Here is a 24551-nt window from a genome sequence, read left to right on the forward strand (position 1 = left end):
TGAGCAAAACACAGCGGAGGAAATACGCTGAGACTCCTGGGGGAGGAAAGGCATCGGTGAGACCACGGAGTGCGTTAGCACGAAGTGGGCTCAGCAGCCGCCCCCGGAAAGCGAAGTGTATTTCCGCAGCGGTGTTGTTGCACTCAACTTTTATCAAGTTAATTCGCAGTTTACGTCAATTGTGGAATTACAGCAAGAATCTTTGCGAAAAGAGACTAGTGCAAAGACCCTTCAATATTGTATTGGAGGGTCATGCTTTTGTTATACTTAGTGAAAGCGAAAAAGGAGGATTGTTATGCAGAAGTGGTATCATATTATCCCGAAAAATACCGGGCTCAGTATTTACGCATGGATTATCTTTTGTATTTTGCCTTTTTATTTTATTTTCCGAACCTCCGGAACACTGGAAATTATCTTTGGGATTTTAATGATATTACTATTTTTCACTGCATACAGAATATCCTTCCTCTCGAAAGGCTGGACAGTTTATTTATCAGTCAGTTTAGAAATGGTAATAAGCATCGTCATGACAGTGTTTTTGGGATACGTTTATTTCGCATTATTTTTGGCATTTTACATCGGTAACGTGGAACATAAACGACGATTTATTTCCCTTTATGTTGTTCATCTTGTCACAACAGTCACAGCCGTAACAATTGGCTTTTTTACCCAAAATGAAATATTTCTTTCGCAGCTTCCGTTTATTATTTTTAGTGTAATTGGTGTCATTCTGCTGCCGCAAACCCTTTATTTTCGTAATAAGCGGGAGCGATTGGAAAGTGAGTTGAAGGATGCGAATCAAAAGCTTTCGCAATTGGTGGTTCTTGAAGAACGTCAGCGGATTGCCCGTGATTTACATGATATATTGGGGCAAAAGCTCTCGCTTATCGGGTTAAAAAGTGATTTGGCAGGGAAGCTGATGAGCATCGAACCTGACAAGGCAAAAAATGAAATAAATGACATCCACCAGACGGCACGGACTGCATTAAAAGAGGTTCGTGAAATGGTATCGGATATGAAAGGTGCCAAACTGGAAGATGAAATGGTGCGGGTTCAGCAAGTTTTGGAGGCCGCACAAATCGAATTTCATTTGGAAGGAAACCTGGAGCTTACCAAAACTCCTCCATTGGTCGAGAATGTACTTAGTATGTGTCTGAAGGAAGCTGTCACCAACATTGTAAAGCACAGTCAGGCTACTTCATGCACCGTATCAATTGAACAATCACCAAATGAATTACGTATGGAAGTAAAGGATAATGGAACAGGTATGGAAGAAAGAATCGATTTTTATAAGGAAAATGGTCTTCAGGGGATGAAAGAGCGGCTGGAATTTGTCAATGGGAGTCTGGAAATAAAGTCATCAAATGGTACATTACTTACCATTCGCGTGCCAAATGTGGTTCAACAAACAAAACTGGAGGAGTTGTCGTGATACGCATTGTGATTGCTGAGGACCAGGGAATGCTGCTCGGAGCACTTGGGTCATTGCTTAACCTGGAAGAAGATATGGAAGTTGTCGGGAAGGCAAAGAATGGTGAAGAAGCATTAACATTGGTGAAGCAGCACCAGCCTGATATTTGTATTATGGATATTGAAATGCCGTTAAAGAGTGGACTTGATGCAGCTGAAGAATTAACGGACAACCCTTGTAAAGTAATTGTATTAACAACCTTTGCCCGAACAGGCTATTTTGAACGGGCACGAAAAGCCGGGGTGAGCGGATATTTGCTGAAAGACAGTCCGAGTGAAGAGTTGGCCAGCTCAATTCGTATAATCATGGATGGCAGACGAATTTATGCGCCGGAGCTTGTTGATATGGCATATGATAATGGGAATCCCCTGACTGCACGCGAGGAACAGGTGATTAAACTTATAGCAGATGGTAAAAATACAAAGGAAATTGCGGAAAGGCTTTATCTCACCAATGGTACAGTCCGCAATTATGTATCCGTTATTCTGGACAAGCTTGAAGCAGGCAACAGAATTGAAGCTATTTCAAAAGTGAAGGAGAAAGGCTGGATTAAGTAGCAACCTGGGAATATGAATAAAGATGGACCTCCAATCCAAAACTAAGCATAGTAATTGGAAAGGGGTATCGACATGGCTGAAAAGAATAATCAGTTCAAGGAAAACACAAATCATGGTGAACATCGCAACGGTCGTAAAAGCCAGTATAAAAACAGCAACTCCCGCGGCGGCGAGGTACCAAACCAATTTGTTGATCGAAAGAAAGATTAATATCAGGAGATATAGCGGTGTGATAATATGAAATCACACTGCTATTTTAATGGAGGCCGGCATATGGAGAATGAAGCTATTTTTGCAGCAGTTCCGATTCTGGAAACAAAACATTATACCTTAAGAGGTCTAACTGAAGATGACGCCGGTGAGTTGTTTCAATTTATGAGCGACCGGGAGACGATGAAATACATAACACCTGATCCGGTAAAGACGAAAGATGAGCTGAAAGAAGAAGTTCAAACACAGCTTGACAATTTTACGAATCGGAAAGAAATCCCCTGGGCGGTCGAACATAACAGGAACGGTGATCTTGTTGGTAAAATCAGCTTACATAAACTGAGTATCTGGCACAAAAAAGCCGAATTGGGCGTTGTTATTCGTAATGAATACCAAAATCAGGGTGTTATGACCGAGGTGCTGGATGAGATTTTAGCTTTTGGCTTTAATACCCTCGGCCTTAACCGGATTGTTGGTGATATTTTTGCTGAAAATAAAGGGTCAGAGAAATTGTTGAGGAATTTTGGTTTTACCAAAGAGGGAATCCTTAGACAAACGGATTTTGATGGTGTCCGATACCATGATACAGTTGTTTTATTCGTTGTTAAGACCGGAATATGATGCAGTACAACAGGATAGGTGATGGTATGGAGATTGGAATGTTTTTGGATCGGGATGGCGTAATAAATGAAGTACTCAGTCACCGGGTGAAATTTGTAAACAAGCCCGGTGATTTTCATCTGCTTGATGGTGCTGGTGAAGCGATAAAACGGTTTAATGATAATGGATTCAAGGTTTTTGTCGTCACTAACCAAGGTGGAATTGGCCTAGGGTTTATGAAGGAAACCGCTTTGGAAAAGGTTCATAAAAAGATGCAGGCTGATTTGGCTGCATACGAAGCTAAAATTGATGATATCGCCTATTGTCCACACAAACCACATGCCGGGTGTGCCTGCCGGAAGCCGAAGCCGCAAATGCTTTTCGACCTTGCTGAAAAACATGATATTGATTTAGCCGAAAGCTATATGGTTGGTGACAGGGAACCGGATATACAAGCCGGAAAAGAAGCAGGAACACAAACCATTCTTATTGGAGACCTTAGTAATGAACAAGCTGATGCGGATATGTATTTTCCCGACCTTATTTCAGTTGCCAATTGGCTGGAAATTAAACAATAAGATACTCATGTATTTGTTCTTTTTGGAAATACTAAGCAGGATTACAACTATTTAACAAAAAGAAAGGATGAATACATGATGTTGAAAAGCTTTTTGATAGCTCTGACTGTTACGATGGGGCTGTCTATGAGTGCACCTTCAGGATTGCCGTTTTATAAAGGAATTGCAGAGGATCTTCACAGTAAGTCAGACGCAGAGGAATCAAAAGAAGAATCGTACAATAAGATATTTCTCACATTAAAGGCAAAAGAACTCGGGATTGAAACGGAAGGTAAAGATACGGAACAACTGGCAAATGAAGTAATGGATGCAAAAGTCAAAAATGACGCCAACGAACTTGGGATTGAAACAGAAGGCAAGGACACGAAAGAGCTAGCCAAGGAAGTTCATCATGCGAAAGTAAAACAGAAGGCCGAGGAAATGGGTATCGAAACGGAAGGAAAAGAACCGAAAGCCCTGGCGAAAGAAGTCTATGAAGCAATGGTGAAGCAAAAGGCTGATGAACTGGGCATCGAAACCGAGGGGAAAGGAATGAAAAAGCTTCGAAAAGAGGTTTTTGAAGCGCATATCAGAAGTGAAGCGGAAGCATTAGGAATTAACCCGGAAGGAAAAGACGTGCTCAACCTAGAAAAGGAAATCCGCGAAACAAAAACGATGCAAACTGCTGAGAAGTTAGGCTTGGAAACAAACGATAAAAGTGCAGAAGAGTTGTTTGATGAGATTATGACGGAACATGCTGAAAAAGCCAAAGAGCAGGGGCTATATCCATTCGAAATGAAGGAAGACAAGTTCATGTGGGGCCATCATCAAATGAAGAAATAATTGTTCCCCCGATTATAGTAAAATAAAGGAATTTTAGACTGATTATCGAATAGATATAACAAGTAATGGTCTAAGGGGGGAGTTTAAGTGAGTGAAAAAGGAACAATCAAAGTAAATGATAATGGACCATATCTGGTCAAAGGCAATGTGGAAATGGTTGACGCAAAAGGAAACGTATTTGAAACGAAAAAGGCCTTTTCCCTATGTCGCTGCGGGCAGTCATCCAACAAACCATTCTGTGATGGAACCCACAAAAAGATTGGATTTGAAAGTGAGCCGCGTGCTGAGTAACCAACTGAGGTGTGATATCATCCGATATTCACACCTCTCTTTTTTTCTGACAACCGGCAAGCTATCGGGCACAAACAGTTAAGTTGTCATGAAACTGCCCGTTTGGAATAATAGGAGGTAGAGACAAGATCCAAATGATAAAGGAGATGTGTTTCATGAAAGTATTAGTAATCGGTGCAAATGGACAAATTGGACAGCATCTCGTTGATTTACTGCAAAATAGTGATGAACATAAATTACGGGCAATGGTTCGGAAAGAAGAACAGAGAGATGCACTTCAGGAAAAAGGCGTTGAAGCGGTTTTAGCGGATCTGGAAGGAAGTGTGGAAGCTATTGCTGAAGCAGCAAAGGGCTGTGATGCGGTGGTATTCACAGCCGGATCGGGTGGAAGTACCGGCGCAGACAAAACACTGCTGGTCGACTTGGACGGTGCCATTAAATCGGTCGAAGCAGCGGAAAAAGCAGGTGTGGACCGTTTCGTCATGGTGAGCGGCTATCAGGCCAACAACCGCGAAAATTGGAATGAAAAAATTAAGCATTATTATGTTGCCAAGCATTACGCTGATGAAACACTCAAAAACAGCAGTCTGAATTACACTATACTTCGGCCGGGCGGTTTGTTAAATGAGCCCGGTACAGGAAAAATTGCAGCCGCTGAACAACTGCAGCCAGGATCAATTCCACGTGAAGATGTTGCACGCACCATTGTTGCTGCACTCAACGAAGAAAAAACGTACAAACAGTCATTCGATCTTATGTCAGGTGAAACAGAAATCGATGACGTACTTAAAAATATAGGGTAGCAGGTAGGATTATCGTGCTTTAAGTGGACAAGACAACGAGGAATCATGGAGTGAAAAAGATATGAAAATCGAGCATGTCGCTATATGGGTCAATGATTTGGAAGTCATGCGAGCGTTTTATGAAAAATATTTTAATGGTAAGTCAAACACCAAGTATCATAATAAGGAAAAGGAATTTGAATCTTATTTTCTCACTTTCGACTCTGGTGCACGATTAGAGATTATGCGTAAATCAGGTATCGATAAGAAGAATCAGGGGGATAGCACAGGCTGGGCTCATATAGCAATTTCTCTTAGGGACAGAGAGTCCGTTGACCAGATGACAAGCCGGTTTAAAAGTGATGGTTATCGGCATATTAGCGGCCCTTGAACCACTGGGGATGGGTATTATGAGAGTGTTATTGAGGACCCTGAAGGAAATCTTGTTGAATTGACTGTATAGGTTTGTGAACTTCATCCGTTTTCTTGGATAGGAAAATATAAAATAACAAGGGGGCAGTCTGCGATGACTACCCTCTTTTCCTGTTATTTATTTATTGCGAACCACTAACAGATATTTACCATTAACAACTAACAATACAATCGCCATAAGGATAATGGAAAAGGTTTGTGGATTTTCTTGGCCAATGGAGTAGATTGTAGATAGTATAATAGCAGTGATAAGAGAAAAATTTAATAAACCCTGTGATTTATACAGTCCATCTAAAATGACGTGTTTTTCACCATCATCTGCAAGATCGAGTACATGATCAGGGTCGGAACTACTTGGCATATTATGCTCCGGATACATTTGTTTCATTAAATTAGCCATATAACGGATTAGGAAAAAGGTTATTATGATTGAGATTATTGATGCAATCGTCATAAATAAGTTCTGATTTGTAATAAGACGTGAACTAAGTGCAAGAATAGAAAAAACAAAACTGGAATTAGCATATAATGAATAATCAGCAAACATTCTATACTTTTTATCTTCAACCTCATCTTCTTCATCGCCGTTAAAGTTTTGTGTGTTTAACGATTTAATCTTCTGAAACCGAAAAATACTCATAGCTGTTAGAATGATAGAAATTGCAATTAAGCTGATTACAGTAATCGCTCCAGCATAATTCACCTCAGAAAAGTTCATCAATACATACACAACACAACAAAAAAGCCGGCAAATCCACTAATAATAAGCTGCAATAGAGCTTTCATTTATAACTCCTCCTCTTCAAAGCGGAATACATTTTCAACAGGTTCATTAAATATACGTGCAATACGAACAGCGATAAGCAGTGAAGGCATATACTCTTCGCGTTCAATCAAGCTTATTGTTTGCCTGGATATCTTTGCGAGCTTCGCGAGCTGGGTTTGGTTATAGCCATCACGTGCCCGAAGCTCCTTCAAGCGACTTTTCAAACAGCATCACCTACAATATTTTTTTCTGTTTATATTGTACATAGTGGTTATCATTTTGACAACAATTATTGTCATTATTAAAATAATCATTTTCAATTGACGGAGAATATTCTGTGTTATTCAATTAAAAGTAAATTAGAATATGAAACTTCTATCCGTATCAATCGTAAAAGATAGTGATTACTTTTTTATGTAAGATACATAAAAAAGTGAGCTTTGAAGAACGTGTGCGACTTTGGAAGGGAAAAAGGGAGGAGTAACAATTGATACATTATAAAACTACCCATCCATAAATAAATCCGAAAAATCATAAGCAGGATTTTTTCCGGAACTGTCGAAAATATTAGGGAAGCAAGTAAACAGGAGGAATACGAAATGTTAAAAAAATGGCTTGCAAGTGTAGGAATCGGAAGTGCGAAAGTTGATACACAGCTGGAAAATGACCGGCTTGTACCAGGAGAAGAAGTCAGTGGAAAAATTGTTATTGAAGGTGGCAATACCGAGCAGCAGGTAGACCAGCTTAATTTATTTTTGATGACCGAAGCGGTTCGTGAAGTAAATGACAGAAAAGTGCATGAAGATGTGAAGCTGGATTCTTTTACCGTTGGTGATTCATTTACAATCGGTGAAGGTGAAAAGAAGGAAATTGACTTCAGCTTCACCCTTCCCGTGCATACCCCTCCTACAATAGGAAGAACGAAGGTATGGGTTCAGACAGGTATGGATGTTCCAAATGCAATCGACCCAAAAGACAGAGACTTTGTCCAGGTTGAGCCGCACCGGAATATGAACACCGTCCTGGAAGCATTAACAAATAAGCTTGGCTTCCGTTTGCGTAAAGTGGAGATGGAATATTCCAAACGGTATCGCTACGTTCAGGAGTTTGAATTCCTGCCGGGAAACGAATTCCGCCGTGATTTGGATGAACTGGAAGCAATGTTTTTTATGCAAAAGGGCCGTGTTGAACTCGTCCTTCAGGTTGACCGCCGTGCAAAAGGACTTGGCGGACTGTTTGCCGAAGCACTGGAAATGGACGAAAGCTTTGTACGCGTTTCATTTACAGATTCGGAAGTAAATCAAGGTGTCCATTCAGTGGCAGATAAGCTCAGAAGAACCATACAACAGTTCAGTTAAGAAATCTCACCCGCAGGCTTATAGCTTGCGGGATGAATTTTTTAGAGGAGAGTGGTAAAATGAACAGCCCGATTAAGAACAAGATTAATACGATTTTTGTACATGTAAGTGATCTGGAGCAATCTGTTAAATGGTATTCGCAATTACTCGGTCAGGAGTATGATTTATCAAAGGTGGCAAGGCCGGTTTATAATATGCAAATAAATCACCATACAGGACTGACATTGGACGCCGGACCCGAGGGTAATGTCAAACAGCAAAATAATTCTTCTTACCCTTTGTTTAACTTTCATACGGATGATATTAACGAGTCGTATCAATACGTGAGCGAGCTCGGTTATGCTATCGAAGCGGACATTGTGGAGTTTGATGATTTTGCTTTTTTCACCGTTCACGATCCGGATGGAAATATCATCATGATTTGCACAGGTTAACAAAGGTGGAATCCTATCTAGCATACAATTTAACCTAAAATAATATTATGTAGTAACGACAAATGTTAGGGGGATTGTGTGTATGCGGGGCCTCTTCCAAAATTTATTTCAAAAATGGGTGATTGTGTACTCAACACAGAATATTGATCAATTTTACAAGGCGAAAGCAAGGCTGGATGAAAACAACATCACCTATAAAACAGATTCGATGAGTACCGGAGGCGGCATAAGCGGAAGAAACGGCTTTGCCACTACATATCATATTAAGGTGAAAGAGGACTATCTTAACATTAGCAGTGATGTCATTCACCGGTAAAGATGCCGGTTAAAATTAGAGTGAAAATAGATGCCTCACTCTACAATCGAATCTGAAGGCTGAAAAGTGGCATGGATTCCTTAACAACATTTAAGGAATCCATGCCACTCTTTTTAATGCAGGATCGATTGTTGTGGCAGGTATATCGAAATCACGTATTTGAAGAAAAACCTGAAGCATTTCCTTCTTAGTTTCCCCATAAATGGCTTTTGGATAGGTTATTCATCTTCCATAGTAAACTGCTGAAAGATGGTATCACGTCTGTTCTTGTATACTTCCTTTCCGGAAAGCAAGTTAATGATTTGAATGTTCTTTTGAATAGCCAACCCCAAGTTGGTGGCTGCCGTACCATGAGAATGCTCCAAATTGGTCATGGTGAAAAAACGGTGGTCTCGCTGATCATTAAACACGAGTTGATAATTTCGGGTAACTTTATAATGGTCCTCGTCTTCCCACATAATTTTATCCTTGAATCGATCATAGAATCATGCAGGAATATGTGGTTTATAGCCTGTTGCCAGGATAACCTTATTCGATTCATAGTCAAAGGAATTTTCTATTTGCCATTGATGACAGTGCAACACATACTTGTCATTGTTTCGGCTTATACGCTTCACCTCTGTATTGGGCTGGATAGTTACCGGCTGTTTCTTTTGGCCAGTTGTTTTATGGTAAAGCGTTTCGTATAATTCCATCAATGTTTGTGGATTTATCCCATTTCTGAGCGTTCCTAATGTTTCCAATGTTTCAAGGCGCTGATTAAAGCCAAGCGAATGAAAATAATCCACAAAATCGGGCGAAAAATACTCCTGGCCAAATTTGGCTTTCTCCAATTGAAATAGGCCGCTGGAAAGGGTGAATAACGTCAATTGAAATTCTTTATTTTCCTGTTCTGTTAACAGATCCAGGAGGACCTCGATGGCACTCTGACCAGAACCAACTATTGTAATGTGAGGGGATTCAACTAGGTTTTCCTTTTCATACATGTATCGTTCTGTATGTAAAACATCCTCCTTTGGGTGTCCTGTCATGGTATCCATTACCAAGGGTTCGCTGCCAGTTGCCATTGTTATATTTTTTGTGAAGTATGAGGATCGTTTTTGAGTTGAAGTTTCTTCCACGACCACCTCATAGTGAGGCTCCGTGGCTTCTTCATGATCTATCACATCGACGACCTCATAACCGAAGTTGAGCTGTTCCAATTGATCGGCAACCCACTGCAGGTAATGGTTATATTCCTGACGGGGAATCTGAAACTTGTTAAAAAAGTAGAACTGATACAGACGATTGTGTTCATGTAAATAGTTGACGTAAGTGAACCGGCTTGTTGGGTCAGTGAATGTGACAAGGTCTCCTAAAAAGGGGGTGGTCAAGTTCATCCGTTCAATTAACATCCCGGGATGCCATTCAAACGTTGGCGTCTTATCAAAAAATAAGCCATCAAGTTCATGGGTCATGTCCAAAAGAGCAGCTAATCCAAGATTATAAGGGCCTATCCCAATCCCGATTACATCGTACAATTTATCAGGCATTTGTTCCACTTCCCTCCAAATGAATCTTCACATTATCATCTCCAAGTCTTCAGGGATTATGCTTCGGTTAAATCGTCAATGTGTATTTCGCCATTAAGCCGTATGATGGTTAAGAGGCAGGGTTTGCGCGCTCGAGTGTTGCAATAACATTTATATGTCCGTGTATACGGAAAAACTTCTCAGTTCCCTGACCACACGTGAAATAGGCAATCCCATAACGGTGTAGTAATCTCCGATAATTTGCTTAACAAACATTGCTCCGATACTTTGGATTCCATAAGCTCCTGCCTTATCGTACGGTTCATCTGTGGAGATGTACCAATCAATTTCTTCTTTAGATAATGGCCAAAATTCAACCTTTGTACGTTCAACAAATATAATTTCATTATCAAGGGAACGTATCATCACACCGGTAAAAACATCGTGTTCGTTTCCACTGAATGCGGTAATCATTTGCAAAGCTTCTTCCTTATTCTCCGGTTTTTCGAATATCATTTGATTATAGGAAACAACGGTATCAGCGGATAAGATCACTTCATCATTATGATCAATAGAGGTGTTTTTTCCTTTCAATATCGCTAATTGTTTTACTTTTTCCAGTGGATCTTTTGAGTTGATTTGTGATTCATCTACGTCCGGTTTTCGAACAGTAAAAGGAATCTTGACCTGGTTTAAGAGTTCCTGCCTTCGTGGTGACGATGATGCCAGGATAAGTTTTTTCATATGTATATCTCCTTTGGAAATGATTTGGTGATCTTAATTTTAGCAAGTATAGGGTAAGGTATTAAGGATTATTTTAGTCGGACAAGTAATTTGCTGTTCGGATTTTTAAATATAATGGGAACAATTGCTCTGTTTGGTGGATAATGATTATTAGGGGCCACACCCCGGCATTCCACTTCATTAACCTCAAGGGATGTACTTAAATGCAAGTAGCCACTATTGTACGTGAACAATCAGAAACTTTTGATCATACTAAACATGATCTCCTCTTCAAAAAGTTGATTCAAACATTTTTCAAAGAATTCATCGAAGGATTTTTCCGCACTCCTTTTATTAACTAAGTTTAATCAAATCTAAACTTATTTCACCAAAAGGTATTCTCCTCTGTTACCAAGAAGAATGTTATTTCAAACCCTCGGATTTACTTCCCGAGGCCAGCAGATGGAGTGAAACCACAAGCAATCTTTGCCTGTTTACAATCCCACCAAACTGTATACATAGGGGATTCCACACCTACGTAGCCCGCGCGTGGCAATCGCTTTTTGGCTTTCTTTCCGATATTAACGGTGCTGTTGATATCTCGCGAAAGCGTTGTACCGCAGTTTACACATGTAAAGCTGCGAATAGATGGTTCTTTCTTCTCCTTATGACCGCAAACACAACAGGTTTTCGTTGTATCACGTTCATCAATTTTATAATAATGCTTGCCATTTTTTGCTTGCACCCAGTTTAAAATACTGCGAAATTTACCGACAGGTGTTTGATTTAACATCGCCCTTCGCATCGTTCCGTACGTCGCAACATCTGGTGATGGTGTATAGTCACCAATGTAAATGGCATCATAACGCTTTGAAAAATAATGTGCATAACTAAATAACAACGTCTTCATTTGTTCTCGACGCTTCAATTCAGCTTTCACTAAAGCACAATTGAGTCTTTTCCAGCGTTTGCTCGGTTCAAAGTAAGTGACCTTTTCAGTACATACGAGCTTGCTTAACTTTTCGCATTTGTCCCGTTTGGATTTAATGTCATCAATGCGTTTATCCCAATATTTCAGTAAAGCATTCATCGATTTCAATTCGTATGACTTCCCATCACTACCAAGCCCCACTGCCAGATTTTTATGATTTGGATCAAACACAATAAATGATTGTTCATTCACTTGCTTGATTTCCTTACTGTCTTCTATTGTAAAAATGGCATAATAAGAATCCAGGTCTTTTGTAATGCGAAGCGTTTTTATTTCTTCTGTTTCGCTGAGTTGGACTTCCTCCACAATTCCAACTGTGATGTGAATAGATTGTTTCACTTTTTTATCTACTTTCTTTGCATTTTTAAATTCCTCATCTGTTAACCTTCCAAAAGTTAGGGAAAGTTTATTGGAATTCACTAATTTGAACCCTTTCTTAGGCTCATCGTAATACAGCGAAAACCATTTCTTTTTCCAGGAACGATACTTCGGCTTCTGATTGGCCAGTTTTTCATCAAAAAAACGGTTGTAGGCATCATTTAATCGTAATGCCGCATTTTTTAAAGGAGATGAATGGACTTTATATAAAAATGGGTTTTCCTTTTTTATTTTGGGTACCTCATTACGCAAATTTCTTCCGGAAAGTAACCTCTTCGCGTTCCCATCTCGATAGTCTTCCTCAACCGCATCAAGTAATTGATTATACAGCCAATTGCACATTCTGGACTGGGAGTCTAACAGCTGTCTGTTTTCTTTAGTAACAACCAACCGAACCTTTTTATTGTACGTAAGCATGTTCGTTGTCCTCAATTGCTTGTTTTACTGTCTGTTGCAGATTTTTTCGTTTATGACTTCTACTTCCATACAAACGACTGCTGAAAACAACTATAATGAACATGTCTTCAACTAATTTCTGTTCGTATGTATTAGGGTGCACGCCAAGCATTTTTAATGCTTCTTCCATTGTATACACTTCTTTAACCTCCTTGTGTTTTATATACTTACATTATTCGACAAAGGAGGTTAGTTTTCCTGCAAGAAAATTGTTAATTTTAAATAATTTTATTTAAGCTGTTTTATTACCCCGACATTCATAAACATATTGATTATCATGCTACAAAGCTCTTATCTGAAGAAGTCCATACAGACCTTTATAAAGGAAAAACACGAAGACTGGATATCGTCGTTGAAACGAAGCTTAAAGATGAAGAATCTGTAATTATCATTCATGTTGAGCCGCAAAGCTACGTTCAACCCAATTTTCATGAACGAATGTTTGATTATTACAGTTTGCTGTATAGTAAGTATCGGAAACCAGTAATACCTATTGCAGTTTTTAGCTATGATAACAATCATGATGAAAAAAACACCTTCTCGATAAGTTTTCCCTTCCTTCATGTATTGACGTTTAATTTCCTGACGCTTGAACTCCGGAAAAGAAATTGGCGGAAATACATTGAATCCGACAATAGCACTAAGCAATTTCTGCGGATGTTGACTAGAATGCAGTTAAACCCGGCTAAGGAGTACTTAATTTACCATTTTTATCGAAAGTTATCTAAAGCTTAATGAAAAGGAGGAAAAAGAATTGCATGATGAAATAGACAAAATGGAGGACGGTGAAAAAGTAATGGAACTTACGATTTCTTATGAGGAAAAAGGAAGAAAAGAAGGTAAGAAGGAAGTTGCCGTAGAGATGTTAAAGAAAGGCTTCTCAATTGAGTTTACAGCCGAGGTAACCAAACTTGAAGAGGATGAAATTAGGATGTTGAAGGAAAGAATATAGTGGTTTAAAGAATCCCCTGACATAAGGTCCGGGGATTTATTTTTCAAATAAAGGAATTCCAAATAATTTTGTCGAATTAAAAGGATAAACCATTTTTTTATTAGAGGTGTAGTGATGTCTGATTTCACAGTGAATATATTTCAGAATAGAGACAGTTCGTATCATATAGGATTGAATCTCGGAAAAAAGATTATGGGTACAGCAATTCCTGAAAAATTTGAAACGATTACCCGGCCGGAAGTTGATACCGAAAACGTGAAAGCAATCTATCAGTCGTTTGCACCGCATTTGCTGGATGAACTGGAAGGTTTGGCAGAAGGAGCACAAGTTCCTTGGACAAGGGCAGCTGCTTTATTTGGCGGCTATGATGTGCCAAGACCTGAAGCACTGGGTTGTTCGGCCATGCTGACAGGTACGTATTATGTGCGTAATTATGACTTTTCGCCGGCATTGTATGACGGGTATTTCAGTCTTATTCAGCCTGAGGAAGCTCTTGCCACGGCGGGATATAATCTTCAGGTGATTGGCAGACATGACGGTGTCAATCAGGATGGCCTTGTGGTTGGACTTCATTTCGTTAGCAACCACGGCTACATGAAAGGGGTATCTGCTTGGTTAGCAGTACGGATGGTCCTCGATACGTGTTCATCTGTGTCTGAGGCAGTCAGAATGCTGAAAGAGATTCCGCATGCCGCCTGCTACAATTTTTCACTGGGGGATAAAGCCGGGAAAGTTGCTGTTGTGGAGGCAAGTCCAAATGAGGTTAAGGTGCGACACGATGAAGCATTTCTAACGTGTGTTAATCATTTTCAGGACGAATCACGTCAGTTTAAAAACAGATCATTGATCAATAACTCCCTTGATCGGAATACGTATTTGGCAACAAAGAAAGAGAATAAAATGACAATGCAGGAAGCGTTTGATCATTTTCGGGATATACGATCACCGCTTTTTTATACAGACTATGAAAATCTGTTTGGAACCCTGCATACATTTGCTTACCGTTACGAGGATTCCAAGTTATTGACGGCAATCGCCCAAAGCAAACAGGTTCTGGCTATCGATTTTGATGAATGGGTTGCTGGGACAGATGTTCCGGAAGAGAGATTACAGGGTACGATTGAAGGTCATGCTGCGGAATAAACAGAAGGGATGGGAGTGAATTTTATATGCATCCAAGCTATGGACCGGGTCCGGAGTTTTGGGGTAATTTAGTCATCCTGGGTGCGACCTTGCTGTTGGTGTTCTTTATATTTAATACAATTATGCGAAAGATACTTCGTGTTGAGCGGAAAAAGTTGTTTTCACAGAACCATGTTAATGAATCCCATAAGAAAATCGACAGGTATATTTGGATAGCATCTATACTTACTATCATTGTTTCTTATTTTATCTTTCTATTCAATTACCATAATCACTATTTAATAGAGAACTATCAATGGATTTTTTTAGCTATTGGTGTTGTTTCAGCTTTACTTCAAGAAGCAGTTCGTGCAGTTATGGAATGGAAGTATAAAAAGGGAAAATGATTATTTGTATACTATCATTCAAATGGTTTTCGCAATTGCGGTATTGTTTTTTACGTATCAATCAGAGTTTTTTGGGCTGTTTGAAACATAGAAAAAAGTTCATAGTGGGAATTGGGAATACCGAAATCAATAGTTCTTGCTAAGAGGTATGGGTTGCTGGAACAGACATCCCTTAAAAATTTCAAGGTGAAGAAACAGCTGCTGGGAAAATAAACAAAAGGGATGGGAGTGAACTTTATATGCCTCCAAATTATGGATCGGATCCTAATATCTTTGGAAAGTTAATTCTCCTGATGGGCACCCTGGGACTGGTCGTCTTTATTTTTAACACCATTATACGAAAAATACTTTACGTTGAACGGAAGAAAATGTTTTCCGATAACCATATTAATGAGGCGCATAAGAAAATAGATTGGTTTCTGAGGATATCTTTTGCAATTTCTTCAATTGTTTTTTTTCATTATTTTCGCAGCTAACTATCAGATGGAATATGGTTCATGGGTATTAATGGGTATTTCTTTTTTCTTTCTTATTCTACAGGAAATCGTTCGGGCAGTAATGGAATTCAAGCATAAAAAAGGACAGAATGATTATCTATTCACCATTATTCAAATGGTCTTCGTAATGGTTGTCATGTGCGTTGCCTTGGCGTCAGAAGGCTTTGGGCTGTTTGATTTGTGGTAAGATTGCAATATTTTTCCGAGGGGGTTATATATAATGAACCAGACAAAAATAGGTATTGATGCCGGTGGAACACTTATAAAAGTTGCTTCTCAGGAAAATGGAGCCATAAACTATCAATCATTTCCGTCACGTGATATTGATGAGGTCTGCACATGGTTTACCAATAGTTTTGATAATCCAGCAGTATGCATTACCGGTGGGAAAAGTAAAGTGCTGGCAGAAAAATTGAACATTCCAGCAAAAACAGTGATTGAATTTGATGCTACTACAAAAGGTATTCAGTTCCTGGCAGATCAGCAAAAACATGATCTTGGGGATTCTTTTCTATTTGTTAATGTTGGTACCGGAACATCAATTCATCATGTAAACGGTGGTAAACAGGAACGGGTTGGTGGATCTGGTGTTGGTGGCGGAACATTGCTTGGTCTTGCCTATCTTTCAACGGGTATCAGGAATTTTGAAGAAATAGTTCAGCATGCAGGAAATGGTGACAGAGAGAATGTGGATCTGAAAGTAAAAGATATTTTCGAAGGCACATTACCACCGATATCCGGTGATCTGACAGCAAGTAATTTTGGCAAGACAGAAGCGATGTTGGAAAACTCACCTGAAAAGGCAGATATATTAGCGTCCATCATTGGTTTGATTGGAGAAGTTATTGTCACTATCAGCATCCAAATGGCAGAACAATATAATACAGAAAAGATAGTATATATTGGTTCATCTTTTCGTTCGAATCCACTTTTGCAAAAACTTATAGAGGAATATACGAGAATGATAGGGAAGACACCAGTATTTCTTCAGAAAGGCGAGTATAGTGGTGCTGTCGGTGCGCTGTTGTCAATTGATTGAAAAGACACTTGGCGGGTGATTCAGTGACTTCACATAAACCGATACGAATTATGGCGGGAATCGCTTCCTGGTATGAAAATAATAAACGATATGACGAATAGATTATAAAATGAATCAGAAAGGTGATTAGGTTGGACCATGTATTAATACAAATCATTATGGGGATAGGTTTTATTTATTTTGCTGGCACTTTTGTTTTGGAATTAAGGAAAGGCAGTGAGCGGAGTAAAAACCAATTTCTATTATCTATAATTATGATGATTGTCTTTGCTGTACTCCTGATACAAACCTTAATGCAGTAATATATACTGCTGGAGTTAGATATCTTAAAAGTTTAATACATAGAATAGAAGGAAATTATTATTTTATAGTGGAAATGAGGTATTATCTTGTTTGTTTTTACAGTATCTCGCCCAAGTCCACCATTCGAATGGACGTTGCTGATTCCAATATTGGTCGTCCTGATTTTTTCAGTTATTTTGTCAGTAATAAATCGGAATAAACAAAAAACAGACAAGGGAGTTAAAGCGAATTATTTTCGATTAAGTTATCGGAGAAAGTTTGTCCGTACCCTTTGGACAGTTCCAGTCAGCTTGTTATTGTTGATTGCTGCATTATTTCTTGTGCAATTTTCATGGACATTAAAAATTATTATAATAGTATTATCTGTTGTCGCTTTTGCACTGCAGGCCAGCTATAATTATATCATGTGGAAACGACATGAAGCTTAATTGGGGAACAAGGATAAATAGAAAGGAACGTTACTATGACACTGGATGGAAGTAATTTAGCTATATTCTTATATGTTTTATTCATGATTATTTCATTGGCTGTCAGTTATTTGTATGGCTGGAAAGTGATTGAAATGACCGGTCTGTTTGTATCGCAGACTTTTATCGCGAGTGTTATTAATCTATTTATGGGAGTCTGTGCGATTTTTGGCTGGTTTCTTTATTCCTGGGGAGTGAATGAAGCATTGTTCTTTGGTGGATTGGTATTGGGTTTGATATTACTGGCAGTCAGCGAGATAGCTCTGATCGTAACACTTTACCTTCAACGGGAGAAATTAACAGGAAAATTTCATGAGCAAATGGAGCAGAGCAACTAACGGAATGCGTGTCCGGCAGAAGAACGATGCGGATTCTCATTCCGCTAATTGACAAAAGAACTGTACAAAAAGAGGTCAGGCGGATTGTAGTTCCGCTATCGCTTCGAAATTGATGAATTTACAGGTAAAAAAAGCAACTAATGGAATGAGGATCCTAAATGATGCACAATATGACGTTTTTATAGCATATAACGGAATGAGAATCCGCCAAATTAATTAAAGCGGTACATTATCACCTTAGATTTTTTTACAAGTGTTTTAGCCGTTAACCCACTTGAATAAAATCTGCATTGCTTTTCTCTGTCATTTAGCAGCTCCTAAATATTCCTCAAGCGTAATATTCATACGGTCGATTGCATTGGCAGCCTTTCCTCCAACATAACGCAGGTGCCACGGTTCATATTGATAATCGGTTATTTCCGTTTTCCCTTTCGGATAGCGTACAATGAAGCCGTATTCCCTGGCATGTTTCTTTATCCATTGCCCTTCATCCGTGTTGGCGAAATCCGTAATTAAACGATAATTGATGTCGGGACTCGTTACGTCCATAGTAAGTCCTGTCTGGTGTTCGCTTTCACCTGCCTGGGCACTGAACTGATTAGCGGCTTCCCTGCCGTGTTCACTTGCATTTGCAGCAAAGATGGCTTCCTGACGGTCATAGGAACGGTAACCTGATTGGGCAAAGAGATCAACTCCATCCTTGTCGGCAGCACGAAACATATCTTCGAGTGCATTTGCTGCAACCTGGCGCATTTGCCTTTTTGGCAGATCAGCATCAAACGGAAAGCGGACATCAGGTACAACCAGATTTTCAGGGACGTAATCCGCCGGCAGCCGATTATTTTTATTTACGAGTACTAAAATACTTGACGGATCGGAAACAATCTGGGATTGCTGGTTATTTGTTTTATTTTTCTTTGCGTTGTCGTTCTGTTCGGTATTCTTTGCCATACCGCTTCCTGGATTTATTCCGATGTCTCCATTAATAGCTTTTTGAATGTATCCTCTCGTTTTTGACCCATAAATACCATCGGTTTCCAGTGCTGACAACTGTGCCTGAAAGTCTTTTACTACCCAAACCATCGTCCAGTCGAACTCACTGTTAATTGATAAAGAATATCCTATCTTATTTAATGCCTGTTGCAATTTTTTTATTTTAGGACCACTGTCACCATGCTCAAGTATGCCTTCAGGGAGCAGCTTCTCTTTGTTGTCATTCCCGGACTGCTTGTTTTGTTTAGATTCCTCTTTATCATTGTTGTTATTTCCGCTTTTACCTTTGTCATTCGTTTTAGGGGAATCATCCCGGTTATCGGATTCTTTCTCCTTCTTGTCTGACTGATCTGACTCTGTATTATTTTCTACTTTGGCCTGCTTTGTGCTGCTCTCATTGCTTGCAGTTTGTTCGCCATTACTGCAGGATGCCAAAATCAGACAAACAAGGGCTGCGGCAAACAGCAAACATAATTTTTTAAATGACATAATCTCCTCCTCTCTATCAATGGATTAGCTGCTTTCTAAACTTTCAACGGTGCGGTCCTGGATGATCCACTTGTCGTCCTGATATTGATAGGTAATGGTCAATCGAATTTTTCCCGTTAGTTCGCTCTCCTGGGTTTGTGTTAAACGGTATTTTTTATCACTGATTTTGGTTATCTCATACGCATTATCAAAATTTACTGTAACCGGACCATCACTTTCATTTTTAAATAACTCTTCATCCGTCTCCCGGAAAAAACGATCCACTTTTTGTACGGCTAAGTCATGACTCATAATTTCACTAAATGCTTTGATCAGTTCCTGCTTTGAATCGTAATTTACTACCCGTAATTGTTCAGGATCCTGCATGATTAAATTTTCATAGCTATTTTCCAAGTTTTCCAGTGGCGGCTTTTCGGGTGTAACTTTCTGGCTGTCAGCAGTTTGATTCGGCGCCTCAACAGTTGACTGAAAAGCAATATATACCGGAATCAATAACAAGAACATCAGTGTGACCGCACTCAATATTCGTTTGTTCCAGATGGAAATGGAACGTTTTCGATTCTTTTTTGAGATCCGCTGCATCACCTGATTACGGCTCTCTTCGGAAAATTTAATCCTGTTCAGTGTGGATTTTTTTGATAATTCATCTAGTCTTTTATTCATTTCCGTCTCCCTCCAGTTTTTCTTTCAACATTAGACGAGCTCTTCTTAATCTTGACGAGACTGTTGGTACCTTCAGATTCAACAATTCACTGGTTTCCTGGATTGACAGTTCCTGAAAGTGAAAACAGATGATCACTTCCCGGTATTTAACAGGCAGTGAAAGAATTTGTTCCGTCAGTTCGTCATGCTGGTCCTTTTTTACAAATTCCGTTTCAGGAGACGGGGTCGTACTTGTGAGCCACTGTGAAAAGTCTACATTCAGACGGAGATGTTTTATCCATCCATTTCGAAAATGGTCTTTGCACTTATTTACCGCAATACGGAAAATCCATGATTTCACAGCTGACTCTTTTTTCAGATGATGCATTTTCCTGTAGCATTTGATAAAGACTTCCTGGGATATATTTTCTGCAGTCTGAATATCCTTGACATAGGAATAAGCAAGTCTGGTGACCTGTGAACCGTATTCAGTCATCAATTCCTGAATCAGTTGATCCTTGGTGATTTGGTTGTTCTGGTATTGTTCGACAAGCCTATCCAACTCTAACCATCCTTCTTCCGCTTAGTTTGTTTGTTCCGTCTGTATATATGACGATACAAACGATGAAAAATTTCATTTTCATTTAAATTTTGCAAGGGTTCTATCGTTTGGATCTTAATGATATAATAATTCTGAATATATTTTAAAATAAGAGAGGATGCCACGGAATGTTTAAAAAGTTAGCTTCAGATGCATTAGGTTTATCTGACATAGGTAAAATTATTGGCCCGGAGGATTATGACAAAACGGATGCGGATGATTATGTCAGACATGAAGATGATGAAAAAATTTATTTTCTGATCAAGACAAAGTCGGATGAATATTGCTTTACCAACCTGGCATTAATTCACGTCGATGGGGAAAATGCTGCTTCATCAAAACGTACGTTATATCGCTATCCATATTCCCAATACAAAATTTCCAACGTGCTGCTCGAAACGGCTGGACGGATTGATATGGACATTGAAATTAAGTTCTCACTCGGAAATACACCAATGAGTATTGATGTTCATAAAGACGAGATTGATAAACTGAAAGATCTCTATAAAGCACTGCTTTATATTGCTGAAAAAACGCACGAAAACGAAATTATTTTGGATAAAGCCGAGCAAAGTCTGGATAAGGCCGTAACCGTTCTGCATAACACCAGAACAGCGGATACAAATCTGTCAGACCAATACAAAGAGCTGACCGAATATGGTTTTTCCTGGCTGAAATCGGTTCGTGAACAGTATCATGAGAAAGATTTCGGGGGTATTTTTGAGAAATATATTAATAACTGATACTTTATAAAGCTGAGCGATGCTTACAAAACCGTTCAGCTTTATTTTTTGCCACGCTCCCACTCCACCTGCAACAGCCTTCACCTTCGTACGTCTCTACACGGTCACTTCCGCTTTCGTTTATGTTTTTGTTTCCAGTAAACGGGAAAATATAAATCACTATGAAATGAAACTATCTTCAAAAAGCTTTATACAGACATGGGTGGTCGTTTAACTTGAAAACAATAACAGTGGGGTTAATTCCTGCTCCTGAACTGCCGGAAACGATAGCATCTAAATTAGTGAAAAAATTACCGGTAAAGTTTTCGGAAAACATTGATTCCGATATTAGCTGGGAGGTGGAGGTTGTTCCTGACCAGCTTACCGGTGCTGCTGGAACAAGTGATGAAATCATCAATAGGGCAGCTGATTTAAAATATGAATATGGCTGGAATTATGCAGTATGTCTGACAGATTTACCTATTTTTTCAAAAAAAGAAGTGGTACTGGGCCATGTGGACGATGATAAAGGTGTCGCACAAGTCTCTATCCCGGCATTTGGTGCTTTTCCGATGAAAAAAAGGGTAGATAAATCGATCATACAAATGGTCAGCGAGTTATATTATCGAGTCAATGGTCATGGCAAGGTTCTTAATGATAATATAGCTGAAAAAAATAATAGACACCTACTAAAAAGCGAATTTCGTTTATCTCCAATCCGAAAAATCCATCCAATTGAAAAGAAAGAAAATACTGATGTACATTTTATTGTTATGCCAAGAGTCCATGGACGAATAAGGCTATTGTCGGGGATGTCCTATGCGAATCGCCCGTGGACAATCATTCCGGCATTTAAAAGTGTTGTTGCGATAGCATTTGCCACAGGTGCTTATGGGTTGGTGTTTACCACGCTATGGAACATCAGTGTGGCTTATGGCTATATGCGATTTATCGTAATGATGCTGGCTGCTGTAGCGGGTATGATTATTTGGATTATTTTTGCACATAATTTGTGGGAAAAACCTTCAGGCAAAAGTAAACGAAAATTAAGGATGCTGTACAATGCCGCTACAATTGTGACATTGAGCACCGCAGTTATCGTTTATTATGTAATGCTGTTTCTCTTATTTCTGGTAGCGGTTGCCTTTTTTGTGCCACCCGAACTATTTGCAGAAGTAGTAGGGCTGAAAGAGAAAGTGAGTTTTAAACATTATCTTCAATTAACATGGCTTGTTACATCGGTTGCAACTGTTGCAGGTGCGATTGGATCCGGTCTTGAGGATGAAAATGCAGTACGGAAGATTATGTATGGTTATCGTCAGCATCAGCGCTACATGGAAATGGAGCATAATGATGATGTTTTTTGATTGGACAATCATTAACAGGTTATATATGATGATGCTGATTTCCAAATGACAGCACATGTTACCGATTTGGTTTATACCGCATAAGCTGATGATGGAGATATTTAACCATTTAAAGGAGGACATTTGTTGTCATGTACACAGAATCAGAAGAGTTCAATTGGCTTCATCAACTAATTGATTGGAGTCAGCATTATGAGCGGTTAATTAATGCAAGGTCTGATATAAGACGGAGTGATGGGGAAGAAATGGATGAATTGCTTGGACAATTCAGGCAGCTTCGTCAATCAGCAGAACAGCAACTGCAAAATGGGAAATCCGATATAGGCCTAAAGGCAATGAAGTCACTTAATGAAAAAGCTCATCAGCTGCGGGAAAAGTTTACACACTTTCTTGAAGATGAAGAATTTGCAGTTCAGGAAGATGACAGAAAGGAAAACAGGGGCGTTCCAATAGGTGAGCATACGCTACCGCCGCTTCCATATGAATATGATGCTTTGGAGCCATATATCAGTGCCGAAATTATGCGCCTGCATCATGACAAACACCATAAAGGTTATGTGGATGGATTGAATAAGGCCGAGAAGGAAATGCAGCAGGCCAGAAAAACAGGCGATTTTTCATTGATCAGGCATTGGGAAGTTGAAGCGGCATTTAACGGAGCAGGGCATTATCTTCATACTATTTTTTGGGATAATATGAAGCCCGATGGAGGCGGTAAACCGCGTGGACCAATTATGAAGGAGATTAAACGCACATTTGGTGGCTTTGATGCGTTTAAAAAACATTTCACCAGTGCGGCTGAAAAAGTGCAAAGTGTCGGCTGGGCAATGCTTGTATGGTCACCACGTTCATGGCGTACCGAAATACTGCAGGCTGAGAAGCATCAAAACCTTTCCCAGCAGGATATGATTCCTTTGCTGGTACTGGATGTCTGGGAACACGCTTATTATTTGCAATATCACAATAACCGCACCGACTATATTAACGCCTGGTGGAATGTCGTTGACTGGGACAGTGTCAACAGGCGTTATGAGGAGGCTCAAAAAGTCAGGTGGCACCCATATTAATTATAACTCTTGTAAAAGCTGCATTCTTCTTTGGGGAATGCAGCTTTTGTCATGTATTTTATTTAAAATGCAATATATATATTGCAAAATGACGTTGATATGTATATACTATGCATATAAGAACAAATGGAGGAAACTTATATGAATCTTTTCCGTAAGAATAAAGTGAGAGACGAGCGGATTATTAATCTGCAAAATAAAATATACAAGGAAATCTACATCCTTGTAATTATCATCTGTGCAGTGTCCGCTGCAATAAAAATATATGTGTATGGTATTGGGACTGACAGGGTATATACGGAGATGGTTATTTTGCTTGCGCAGGGGATTTATTTTTCATACCGGTCTGCAAAAACAGGGATTTTTTCTGATGAGGTGGAAATGCATGACCGCACGAGTAAAATGTCCATGGAGCGGAAAAACCTGATTATTGGAATGGTAATAGGAGTCGTGCTTGCACTGGGAATTGCAACGCAAAGTGCCATTCTGTATGGCGAAGGAACCGGGAACACCATCTACAACTTTTTCCTTGTCTTTTTCACTTGCCTCATGATGTATGTGCCGTTTTTTGTATTGGTAATTATTATTGGTCATTCATTTATGAAGAAAAAAAGCGACAAAGCCGTGAAAAAGCAGCTTGATGACATGGATGACGATGGTGACTCCGATGAAAAACATTAAGATGAAAATGGCCCGGGTCGAACACGATTTATCGCAGGAGGAACTGGCAAAAAAGGTAGGTGTATCCAGACAGACGATTGGGCTGATTGAACTCGGCAAATATAATCCGACGCTGAGCCTGTGCAAGGCCATTTGCAAAGCATTAGATAAAACGCTGGATGAATTATTTTGGGATGAAAATTAACAAC

34 protein-coding genes and 1 pseudogene are annotated in these 24551 nt (G+C 39.4%); 25 read left to right on the forward strand and 10 right to left on the reverse strand.

Annotated features, from left to right (window positions below; all coding sequences use genetic code 11):
* Positions 1 to 295 precede the first annotated feature (295 nt).
* The 9 genes and pseudogenes from G6R02_RS00555 to G6R02_RS00590 all read left to right on the forward strand — a co-directional run bounded on the left by G6R02_RS00555 (position 296) and on the right by G6R02_RS00590 (position 5774).
* Positions 296 to 1432 (forward strand): sensor histidine kinase, encoded by a 1137-nt coding sequence (locus tag G6R02_RS00555; RefSeq protein ID WP_164667298.1) that lies wholly within the window; start codon positions 296 to 298, stop codon positions 1430 to 1432.
* Positions 1429 to 2028, forward strand: coding sequence for a response regulator transcription factor (locus tag G6R02_RS00560; protein ID WP_164667299.1), 600 nt, complete (start codon positions 1429 to 1431; stop codon positions 2026 to 2028). Before G6R02_RS00555 ends, G6R02_RS00560 begins: the two co-directional genes overlap by 4 nt.
* A 72-nt stretch (positions 2029 to 2100) precedes the next feature.
* Positions 2101 to 2238, forward strand: a complete 138-nt coding sequence (locus G6R02_RS19885) for a hypothetical protein (RefSeq protein WP_205520024.1) — start codon at positions 2101 to 2103, stop codon at positions 2236 to 2238.
* Between the two features lie 63 nt (positions 2239 to 2301).
* Positions 2302 to 2859, forward strand: coding sequence for a GNAT family N-acetyltransferase (locus G6R02_RS00565; RefSeq protein WP_164667300.1), 558 nt, complete (start codon positions 2302 to 2304; stop codon positions 2857 to 2859).
* A 26-nt stretch (positions 2860 to 2885) separates the two neighbouring features.
* The gene (locus tag G6R02_RS00570; RefSeq protein ID WP_164667301.1) at positions 2886 to 3416 is read left to right on the forward strand and encodes a D-glycero-alpha-D-manno-heptose-1,7-bisphosphate 7-phosphatase; all 531 of its coding nucleotides are present in this window, start codon (positions 2886 to 2888) and stop codon (positions 3414 to 3416) included.
* A 78-nt stretch (positions 3417 to 3494) separates the two neighbouring features.
* Entirely contained in the window at positions 3495 to 4238 is a 744-nt protein-coding gene (locus G6R02_RS00575; protein ID WP_164667302.1) for a hypothetical protein, read from the forward strand.
* Between the two features lie 87 nt (positions 4239 to 4325).
* The gene (locus G6R02_RS00580) at positions 4326 to 4529 is read left to right on the forward strand and encodes a CDGSH iron-sulfur domain-containing protein (RefSeq protein WP_164667303.1); all 204 of its coding nucleotides are present in this window, start codon (positions 4326 to 4328) and stop codon (positions 4527 to 4529) included.
* 155 nt (positions 4530 to 4684) lie between these two features.
* The gene (locus G6R02_RS00585; protein ID WP_164667304.1) at positions 4685 to 5332 is read left to right on the forward strand and encodes an SDR family oxidoreductase; all 648 of its coding nucleotides are present in this window, start codon (positions 4685 to 4687) and stop codon (positions 5330 to 5332) included.
* Between the two features lie 61 nt (positions 5333 to 5393).
* Positions 5394 to 5774 (forward strand): annotated as a pseudogene (locus G6R02_RS00590) (VOC family protein).
* A gap of 87 nt (positions 5775 to 5861) precedes the next feature.
* Here the strand turns inward: G6R02_RS00590 and G6R02_RS00595 are convergent.
* Both G6R02_RS00595 and G6R02_RS00600 read right to left on the reverse strand, forming a co-directional pair.
* On the reverse strand, positions 5862 to 6461 hold the full coding sequence (locus G6R02_RS00595) for a DUF3169 family protein (protein WP_164667305.1): 600 nt from the start codon (positions 6459 to 6461) through the stop codon (positions 5862 to 5864).
* A gap of 68 nt (positions 6462 to 6529) precedes the next feature.
* Positions 6530 to 6733, reverse strand: a complete 204-nt coding sequence (locus tag G6R02_RS00600; protein WP_164667306.1) for a helix-turn-helix transcriptional regulator — start codon at positions 6731 to 6733, stop codon at positions 6530 to 6532.
* 375 nt (positions 6734 to 7108) lie between these two features.
* Between G6R02_RS00600 and G6R02_RS00605 the strand changes: the two genes are divergently transcribed.
* From G6R02_RS00605 to G6R02_RS00615, 3 genes are all read left to right on the forward strand, one after another.
* Positions 7109 to 7867, forward strand: a complete 759-nt coding sequence (locus G6R02_RS00605; protein WP_164667307.1) for a sporulation protein — start codon at positions 7109 to 7111, stop codon at positions 7865 to 7867.
* A gap of 59 nt (positions 7868 to 7926) precedes the next feature.
* Positions 7927 to 8301 (forward strand): VOC family protein, encoded by a 375-nt coding sequence (locus tag G6R02_RS00610; RefSeq protein ID WP_164667308.1) that lies wholly within the window; start codon positions 7927 to 7929, stop codon positions 8299 to 8301.
* An 82-nt stretch (positions 8302 to 8383) separates the two neighbouring features.
* Entirely contained in the window at positions 8384 to 8617 is a 234-nt protein-coding gene (locus G6R02_RS00615; RefSeq protein ID WP_164667309.1) for a hypothetical protein, read from the forward strand.
* Positions 8618 to 8835: 218 nt separating this feature from the next.
* Here the strand turns inward: G6R02_RS00615 and G6R02_RS20300 are convergent, their stop codons facing one another.
* The 5 genes from G6R02_RS20300 to G6R02_RS00635 form a co-directional block, all read right to left on the reverse strand.
* The gene (locus G6R02_RS20300; RefSeq protein ID WP_343032887.1) at positions 8836 to 9075 is read right to left on the reverse strand and encodes a hypothetical protein; all 240 of its coding nucleotides are present in this window, start codon (positions 9073 to 9075) and stop codon (positions 8836 to 8838) included.
* Between the two features lie 27 nt (positions 9076 to 9102).
* Complete coding sequence (locus tag G6R02_RS00620) at positions 9103 to 10149, reverse strand: lysine N(6)-hydroxylase/L-ornithine N(5)-oxygenase family protein (protein ID WP_343032888.1); 1047 nt, start codon at positions 10147 to 10149, stop codon at positions 9103 to 9105.
* Between the two features lie 150 nt (positions 10150 to 10299).
* Positions 10300 to 10872: a Maf family protein gene (locus G6R02_RS00625; RefSeq protein ID WP_164667310.1), complete on the reverse strand. Its 573-nt coding sequence runs from the start codon at positions 10870 to 10872 to the stop codon at positions 10300 to 10302.
* A 421-nt stretch (positions 10873 to 11293) separates the two neighbouring features.
* The gene (locus tag G6R02_RS00630) at positions 11294 to 12637 is read right to left on the reverse strand and encodes an RNA-guided endonuclease InsQ/TnpB family protein (protein WP_164667311.1); all 1344 of its coding nucleotides are present in this window, start codon (positions 12635 to 12637) and stop codon (positions 11294 to 11296) included.
* Positions 12621 to 12815, reverse strand: coding sequence for a hypothetical protein (locus G6R02_RS00635; RefSeq protein WP_164667312.1), 195 nt, complete (start codon positions 12813 to 12815; stop codon positions 12621 to 12623). The genes G6R02_RS00630 and G6R02_RS00635 overlap by 17 nt, the downstream gene beginning before the upstream one ends.
* 615 nt (positions 12816 to 13430) lie before the next feature.
* Here G6R02_RS00635 and G6R02_RS20305 point away from each other — a divergent pair.
* From G6R02_RS20305 to G6R02_RS00675, 8 genes are all read left to right on the forward strand, one after another.
* On the forward strand, positions 13431 to 13628 hold the full coding sequence (locus tag G6R02_RS20305; protein WP_343032889.1) for a transposase: 198 nt from the start codon (positions 13431 to 13433) through the stop codon (positions 13626 to 13628).
* A gap of 114 nt (positions 13629 to 13742) precedes the next feature.
* On the forward strand, positions 13743 to 14771 hold the full coding sequence (locus G6R02_RS00645) for a C45 family autoproteolytic acyltransferase/hydrolase (RefSeq protein WP_164667313.1): 1029 nt from the start codon (positions 13743 to 13745) through the stop codon (positions 14769 to 14771).
* A 26-nt stretch (positions 14772 to 14797) separates the two neighbouring features.
* Complete coding sequence (locus G6R02_RS00650) at positions 14798 to 15157, forward strand: DUF4181 domain-containing protein (protein ID WP_164667314.1); 360 nt, start codon at positions 14798 to 14800, stop codon at positions 15155 to 15157.
* A gap of 293 nt (positions 15158 to 15450) precedes the next feature.
* Positions 15451 to 15633, forward strand: a complete 183-nt coding sequence (locus G6R02_RS20400; protein WP_425509056.1) for a DUF4181 domain-containing protein — start codon at positions 15451 to 15453, stop codon at positions 15631 to 15633.
* A complete protein-coding gene (locus G6R02_RS00660) occupies positions 15590 to 15841 on the forward strand; it encodes a DUF4181 domain-containing protein (RefSeq protein ID WP_164667316.1) in 252 nt (83 codons plus the stop codon). The genes G6R02_RS20400 and G6R02_RS00660 overlap by 44 nt, the downstream gene beginning before the upstream one ends.
* Before the next feature lie 33 nt (positions 15842 to 15874).
* Positions 15875 to 16693: a type II pantothenate kinase gene (gene coaW / locus G6R02_RS00665; protein ID WP_164667317.1), complete on the forward strand. Its 819-nt coding sequence runs from the start codon at positions 15875 to 15877 to the stop codon at positions 16691 to 16693.
* Between the two features lie 389 nt (positions 16694 to 17082).
* Entirely contained in the window at positions 17083 to 17424 is a 342-nt protein-coding gene (locus G6R02_RS00670) for an ATPase (RefSeq protein WP_164667318.1), read from the forward strand.
* 35 nt (positions 17425 to 17459) lie between these two features.
* Entirely contained in the window at positions 17460 to 17801 is a 342-nt protein-coding gene (locus G6R02_RS00675) for a hypothetical protein (RefSeq protein ID WP_246202480.1), read from the forward strand.
* A 303-nt stretch (positions 17802 to 18104) separates the two neighbouring features.
* Here the strand turns inward: G6R02_RS00675 and G6R02_RS00680 are convergent, their stop codons facing one another.
* The 3 genes from G6R02_RS00680 to G6R02_RS00690 are packed head-to-tail and all read right to left on the reverse strand — an operon-like array spanning position 18105 to position 20487.
* Positions 18105 to 19283 carry a D-alanyl-D-alanine carboxypeptidase family protein gene (locus tag G6R02_RS00680; protein WP_205520027.1) on the reverse strand — a complete coding sequence of 393 codons (1179 nt, stop codon included), beginning with the start codon at positions 19281 to 19283 and terminating at the stop codon, positions 18105 to 18107.
* 24 nt (positions 19284 to 19307) lie between these two features.
* Entirely contained in the window at positions 19308 to 19946 is a 639-nt protein-coding gene (locus G6R02_RS00685) for a hypothetical protein (protein ID WP_164667319.1), read from the reverse strand.
* Positions 19939 to 20487, reverse strand: a complete 549-nt coding sequence (locus G6R02_RS00690) for a sigma-70 family RNA polymerase sigma factor (protein ID WP_164667320.1) — start codon at positions 20485 to 20487, stop codon at positions 19939 to 19941. The genes G6R02_RS00685 and G6R02_RS00690 overlap by 8 nt, the downstream gene beginning before the upstream one ends.
* A gap of 167 nt (positions 20488 to 20654) precedes the next feature.
* On the opposite strand from G6R02_RS00690, the gene G6R02_RS00695 reads away from it, so the two are divergent.
* The 5 genes from G6R02_RS00695 to G6R02_RS00715 all read left to right on the forward strand — a co-directional run bounded on the left by G6R02_RS00695 (position 20655) and on the right by G6R02_RS00715 (position 24547).
* The gene (locus G6R02_RS00695) at positions 20655 to 21269 is read left to right on the forward strand and encodes a PH domain-containing protein (protein ID WP_164667321.1); all 615 of its coding nucleotides are present in this window, start codon (positions 20655 to 20657) and stop codon (positions 21267 to 21269) included.
* 215 nt (positions 21270 to 21484) lie between these two features.
* Positions 21485 to 22615 carry a hypothetical protein gene (locus G6R02_RS00700; RefSeq protein ID WP_164667322.1) on the forward strand — a complete coding sequence of 377 codons (1131 nt, stop codon included), beginning with the start codon at positions 21485 to 21487 and terminating at the stop codon, positions 22613 to 22615.
* A gap of 131 nt (positions 22616 to 22746) precedes the next feature.
* Positions 22747 to 23682 carry a superoxide dismutase gene (locus G6R02_RS00705; RefSeq protein WP_164667323.1) on the forward strand — a complete coding sequence of 312 codons (936 nt, stop codon included), beginning with the start codon at positions 22747 to 22749 and terminating at the stop codon, positions 23680 to 23682.
* A gap of 141 nt (positions 23683 to 23823) precedes the next feature.
* Positions 23824 to 24363, forward strand: a complete 540-nt coding sequence (locus G6R02_RS00710) for a DUF6773 family protein (RefSeq protein ID WP_164667324.1) — start codon at positions 23824 to 23826, stop codon at positions 24361 to 24363.
* Entirely contained in the window at positions 24350 to 24547 is a 198-nt protein-coding gene (locus tag G6R02_RS00715; RefSeq protein ID WP_164667325.1) for a helix-turn-helix transcriptional regulator, read from the forward strand. Before G6R02_RS00710 ends, G6R02_RS00715 begins: the two co-directional genes overlap by 14 nt.
* Positions 24548 to 24551 lie beyond the last annotated feature (4 nt).

Origin of the sequence: Virgibacillus doumboii, from assembly GCF_902806455.1 — a bacterium.
Lineage (GTDB): Bacteria > Bacillota > Bacilli > Bacillales > Amphibacillaceae > Lentibacillus > Lentibacillus doumboii.

Bases quoted from the DNA above. Each gene is read 5' to 3' on its own strand.
- G6R02_RS00555 (WP_164667298.1), top strand. From the start codon at position 296: ATGCAGAAGTGGTATCATATTATCCCGAAAAATACCGGGCTCAGTATT.
- G6R02_RS19885 (WP_205520024.1), top strand. From the start codon at position 2,101: ATGGCTGAAAAGAATAATCAGTTCAAGGAAAACACAAATCATGGTGAA.
- G6R02_RS00565 (WP_164667300.1), top strand. From the start codon at position 2,302: ATGGAGAATGAAGCTATTTTTGCAGCAGTTCCGATTCTGGAAACAAAA.
- G6R02_RS00570 (WP_164667301.1), top strand. From the start codon at position 2,886: ATGGAGATTGGAATGTTTTTGGATCGGGATGGCGTAATAAATGAAGTA.
- G6R02_RS00575 (WP_164667302.1), top strand. From the start codon at position 3,495: ATGTTGAAAAGCTTTTTGATAGCTCTGACTGTTACGATGGGGCTGTCT.
- G6R02_RS00585 (WP_164667304.1), top strand. From the start codon at position 4,685: ATGAAAGTATTAGTAATCGGTGCAAATGGACAAATTGGACAGCATCTC.
- G6R02_RS00595 (WP_164667305.1), bottom strand. From the start codon at position 6,461: ATGAACTTTTCTGAGGTGAATTATGCTGGAGCGATTACTGTAATCAGC.
- G6R02_RS00605 (WP_164667307.1), top strand. From the start codon at position 7,109: ATGTTAAAAAAATGGCTTGCAAGTGTAGGAATCGGAAGTGCGAAAGTT.
- G6R02_RS00610 (WP_164667308.1), top strand. From the start codon at position 7,927: ATGAACAGCCCGATTAAGAACAAGATTAATACGATTTTTGTACATGTA.
- G6R02_RS00615 (WP_164667309.1), top strand. From the start codon at position 8,384: ATGCGGGGCCTCTTCCAAAATTTATTTCAAAAATGGGTGATTGTGTAC.
- G6R02_RS20300 (WP_343032887.1), bottom strand. From the start codon at position 9,075: ATGTGGGAAGACGAGGACCATTATAAAGTTACCCGAAATTATCAACTC.
- G6R02_RS00620 (WP_343032888.1), bottom strand. From the start codon at position 10,149: ATGCCTGATAAATTGTACGATGTAATCGGGATTGGGATAGGCCCTTAT.
- G6R02_RS00625 (WP_164667310.1), bottom strand. From the start codon at position 10,872: ATGAAAAAACTTATCCTGGCATCATCGTCACCACGAAGGCAGGAACTC.
- G6R02_RS00630 (WP_164667311.1), bottom strand. From the start codon at position 12,637: ATGCTTACGTACAATAAAAAGGTTCGGTTGGTTGTTACTAAAGAAAAC.
- G6R02_RS00645 (WP_164667313.1), top strand. From the start codon at position 13,743: ATGTCTGATTTCACAGTGAATATATTTCAGAATAGAGACAGTTCGTAT.
- G6R02_RS00650 (WP_164667314.1), top strand. From the start codon at position 14,798: ATGCATCCAAGCTATGGACCGGGTCCGGAGTTTTGGGGTAATTTAGTC.
- G6R02_RS20400 (WP_425509056.1), top strand. From the start codon at position 15,451: ATGGGCACCCTGGGACTGGTCGTCTTTATTTTTAACACCATTATACGA.
- coaW (WP_164667317.1), top strand. From the start codon at position 15,875: ATGAACCAGACAAAAATAGGTATTGATGCCGGTGGAACACTTATAAAA.
- G6R02_RS00675 (WP_246202480.1), top strand. From the start codon at position 17,460: ATGACACTGGATGGAAGTAATTTAGCTATATTCTTATATGTTTTATTC.
- G6R02_RS00680 (WP_205520027.1), bottom strand. From the start codon at position 19,283: ATGTCATTTAAAAAATTATGTTTGCTGTTTGCCGCAGCCCTTGTTTGT.
- G6R02_RS00685 (WP_164667319.1), bottom strand. From the start codon at position 19,946: ATGAATAAAAGACTAGATGAATTATCAAAAAAATCCACACTGAACAGG.
- G6R02_RS00695 (WP_164667321.1), top strand. From the start codon at position 20,655: ATGTTTAAAAAGTTAGCTTCAGATGCATTAGGTTTATCTGACATAGGT.
- G6R02_RS00705 (WP_164667323.1), top strand. From the start codon at position 22,747: ATGTACACAGAATCAGAAGAGTTCAATTGGCTTCATCAACTAATTGAT.
- G6R02_RS00710 (WP_164667324.1), top strand. From the start codon at position 23,824: ATGAATCTTTTCCGTAAGAATAAAGTGAGAGACGAGCGGATTATTAAT.
- G6R02_RS00715 (WP_164667325.1), top strand. From the start codon at position 24,350: ATGAAAAACATTAAGATGAAAATGGCCCGGGTCGAACACGATTTATCG.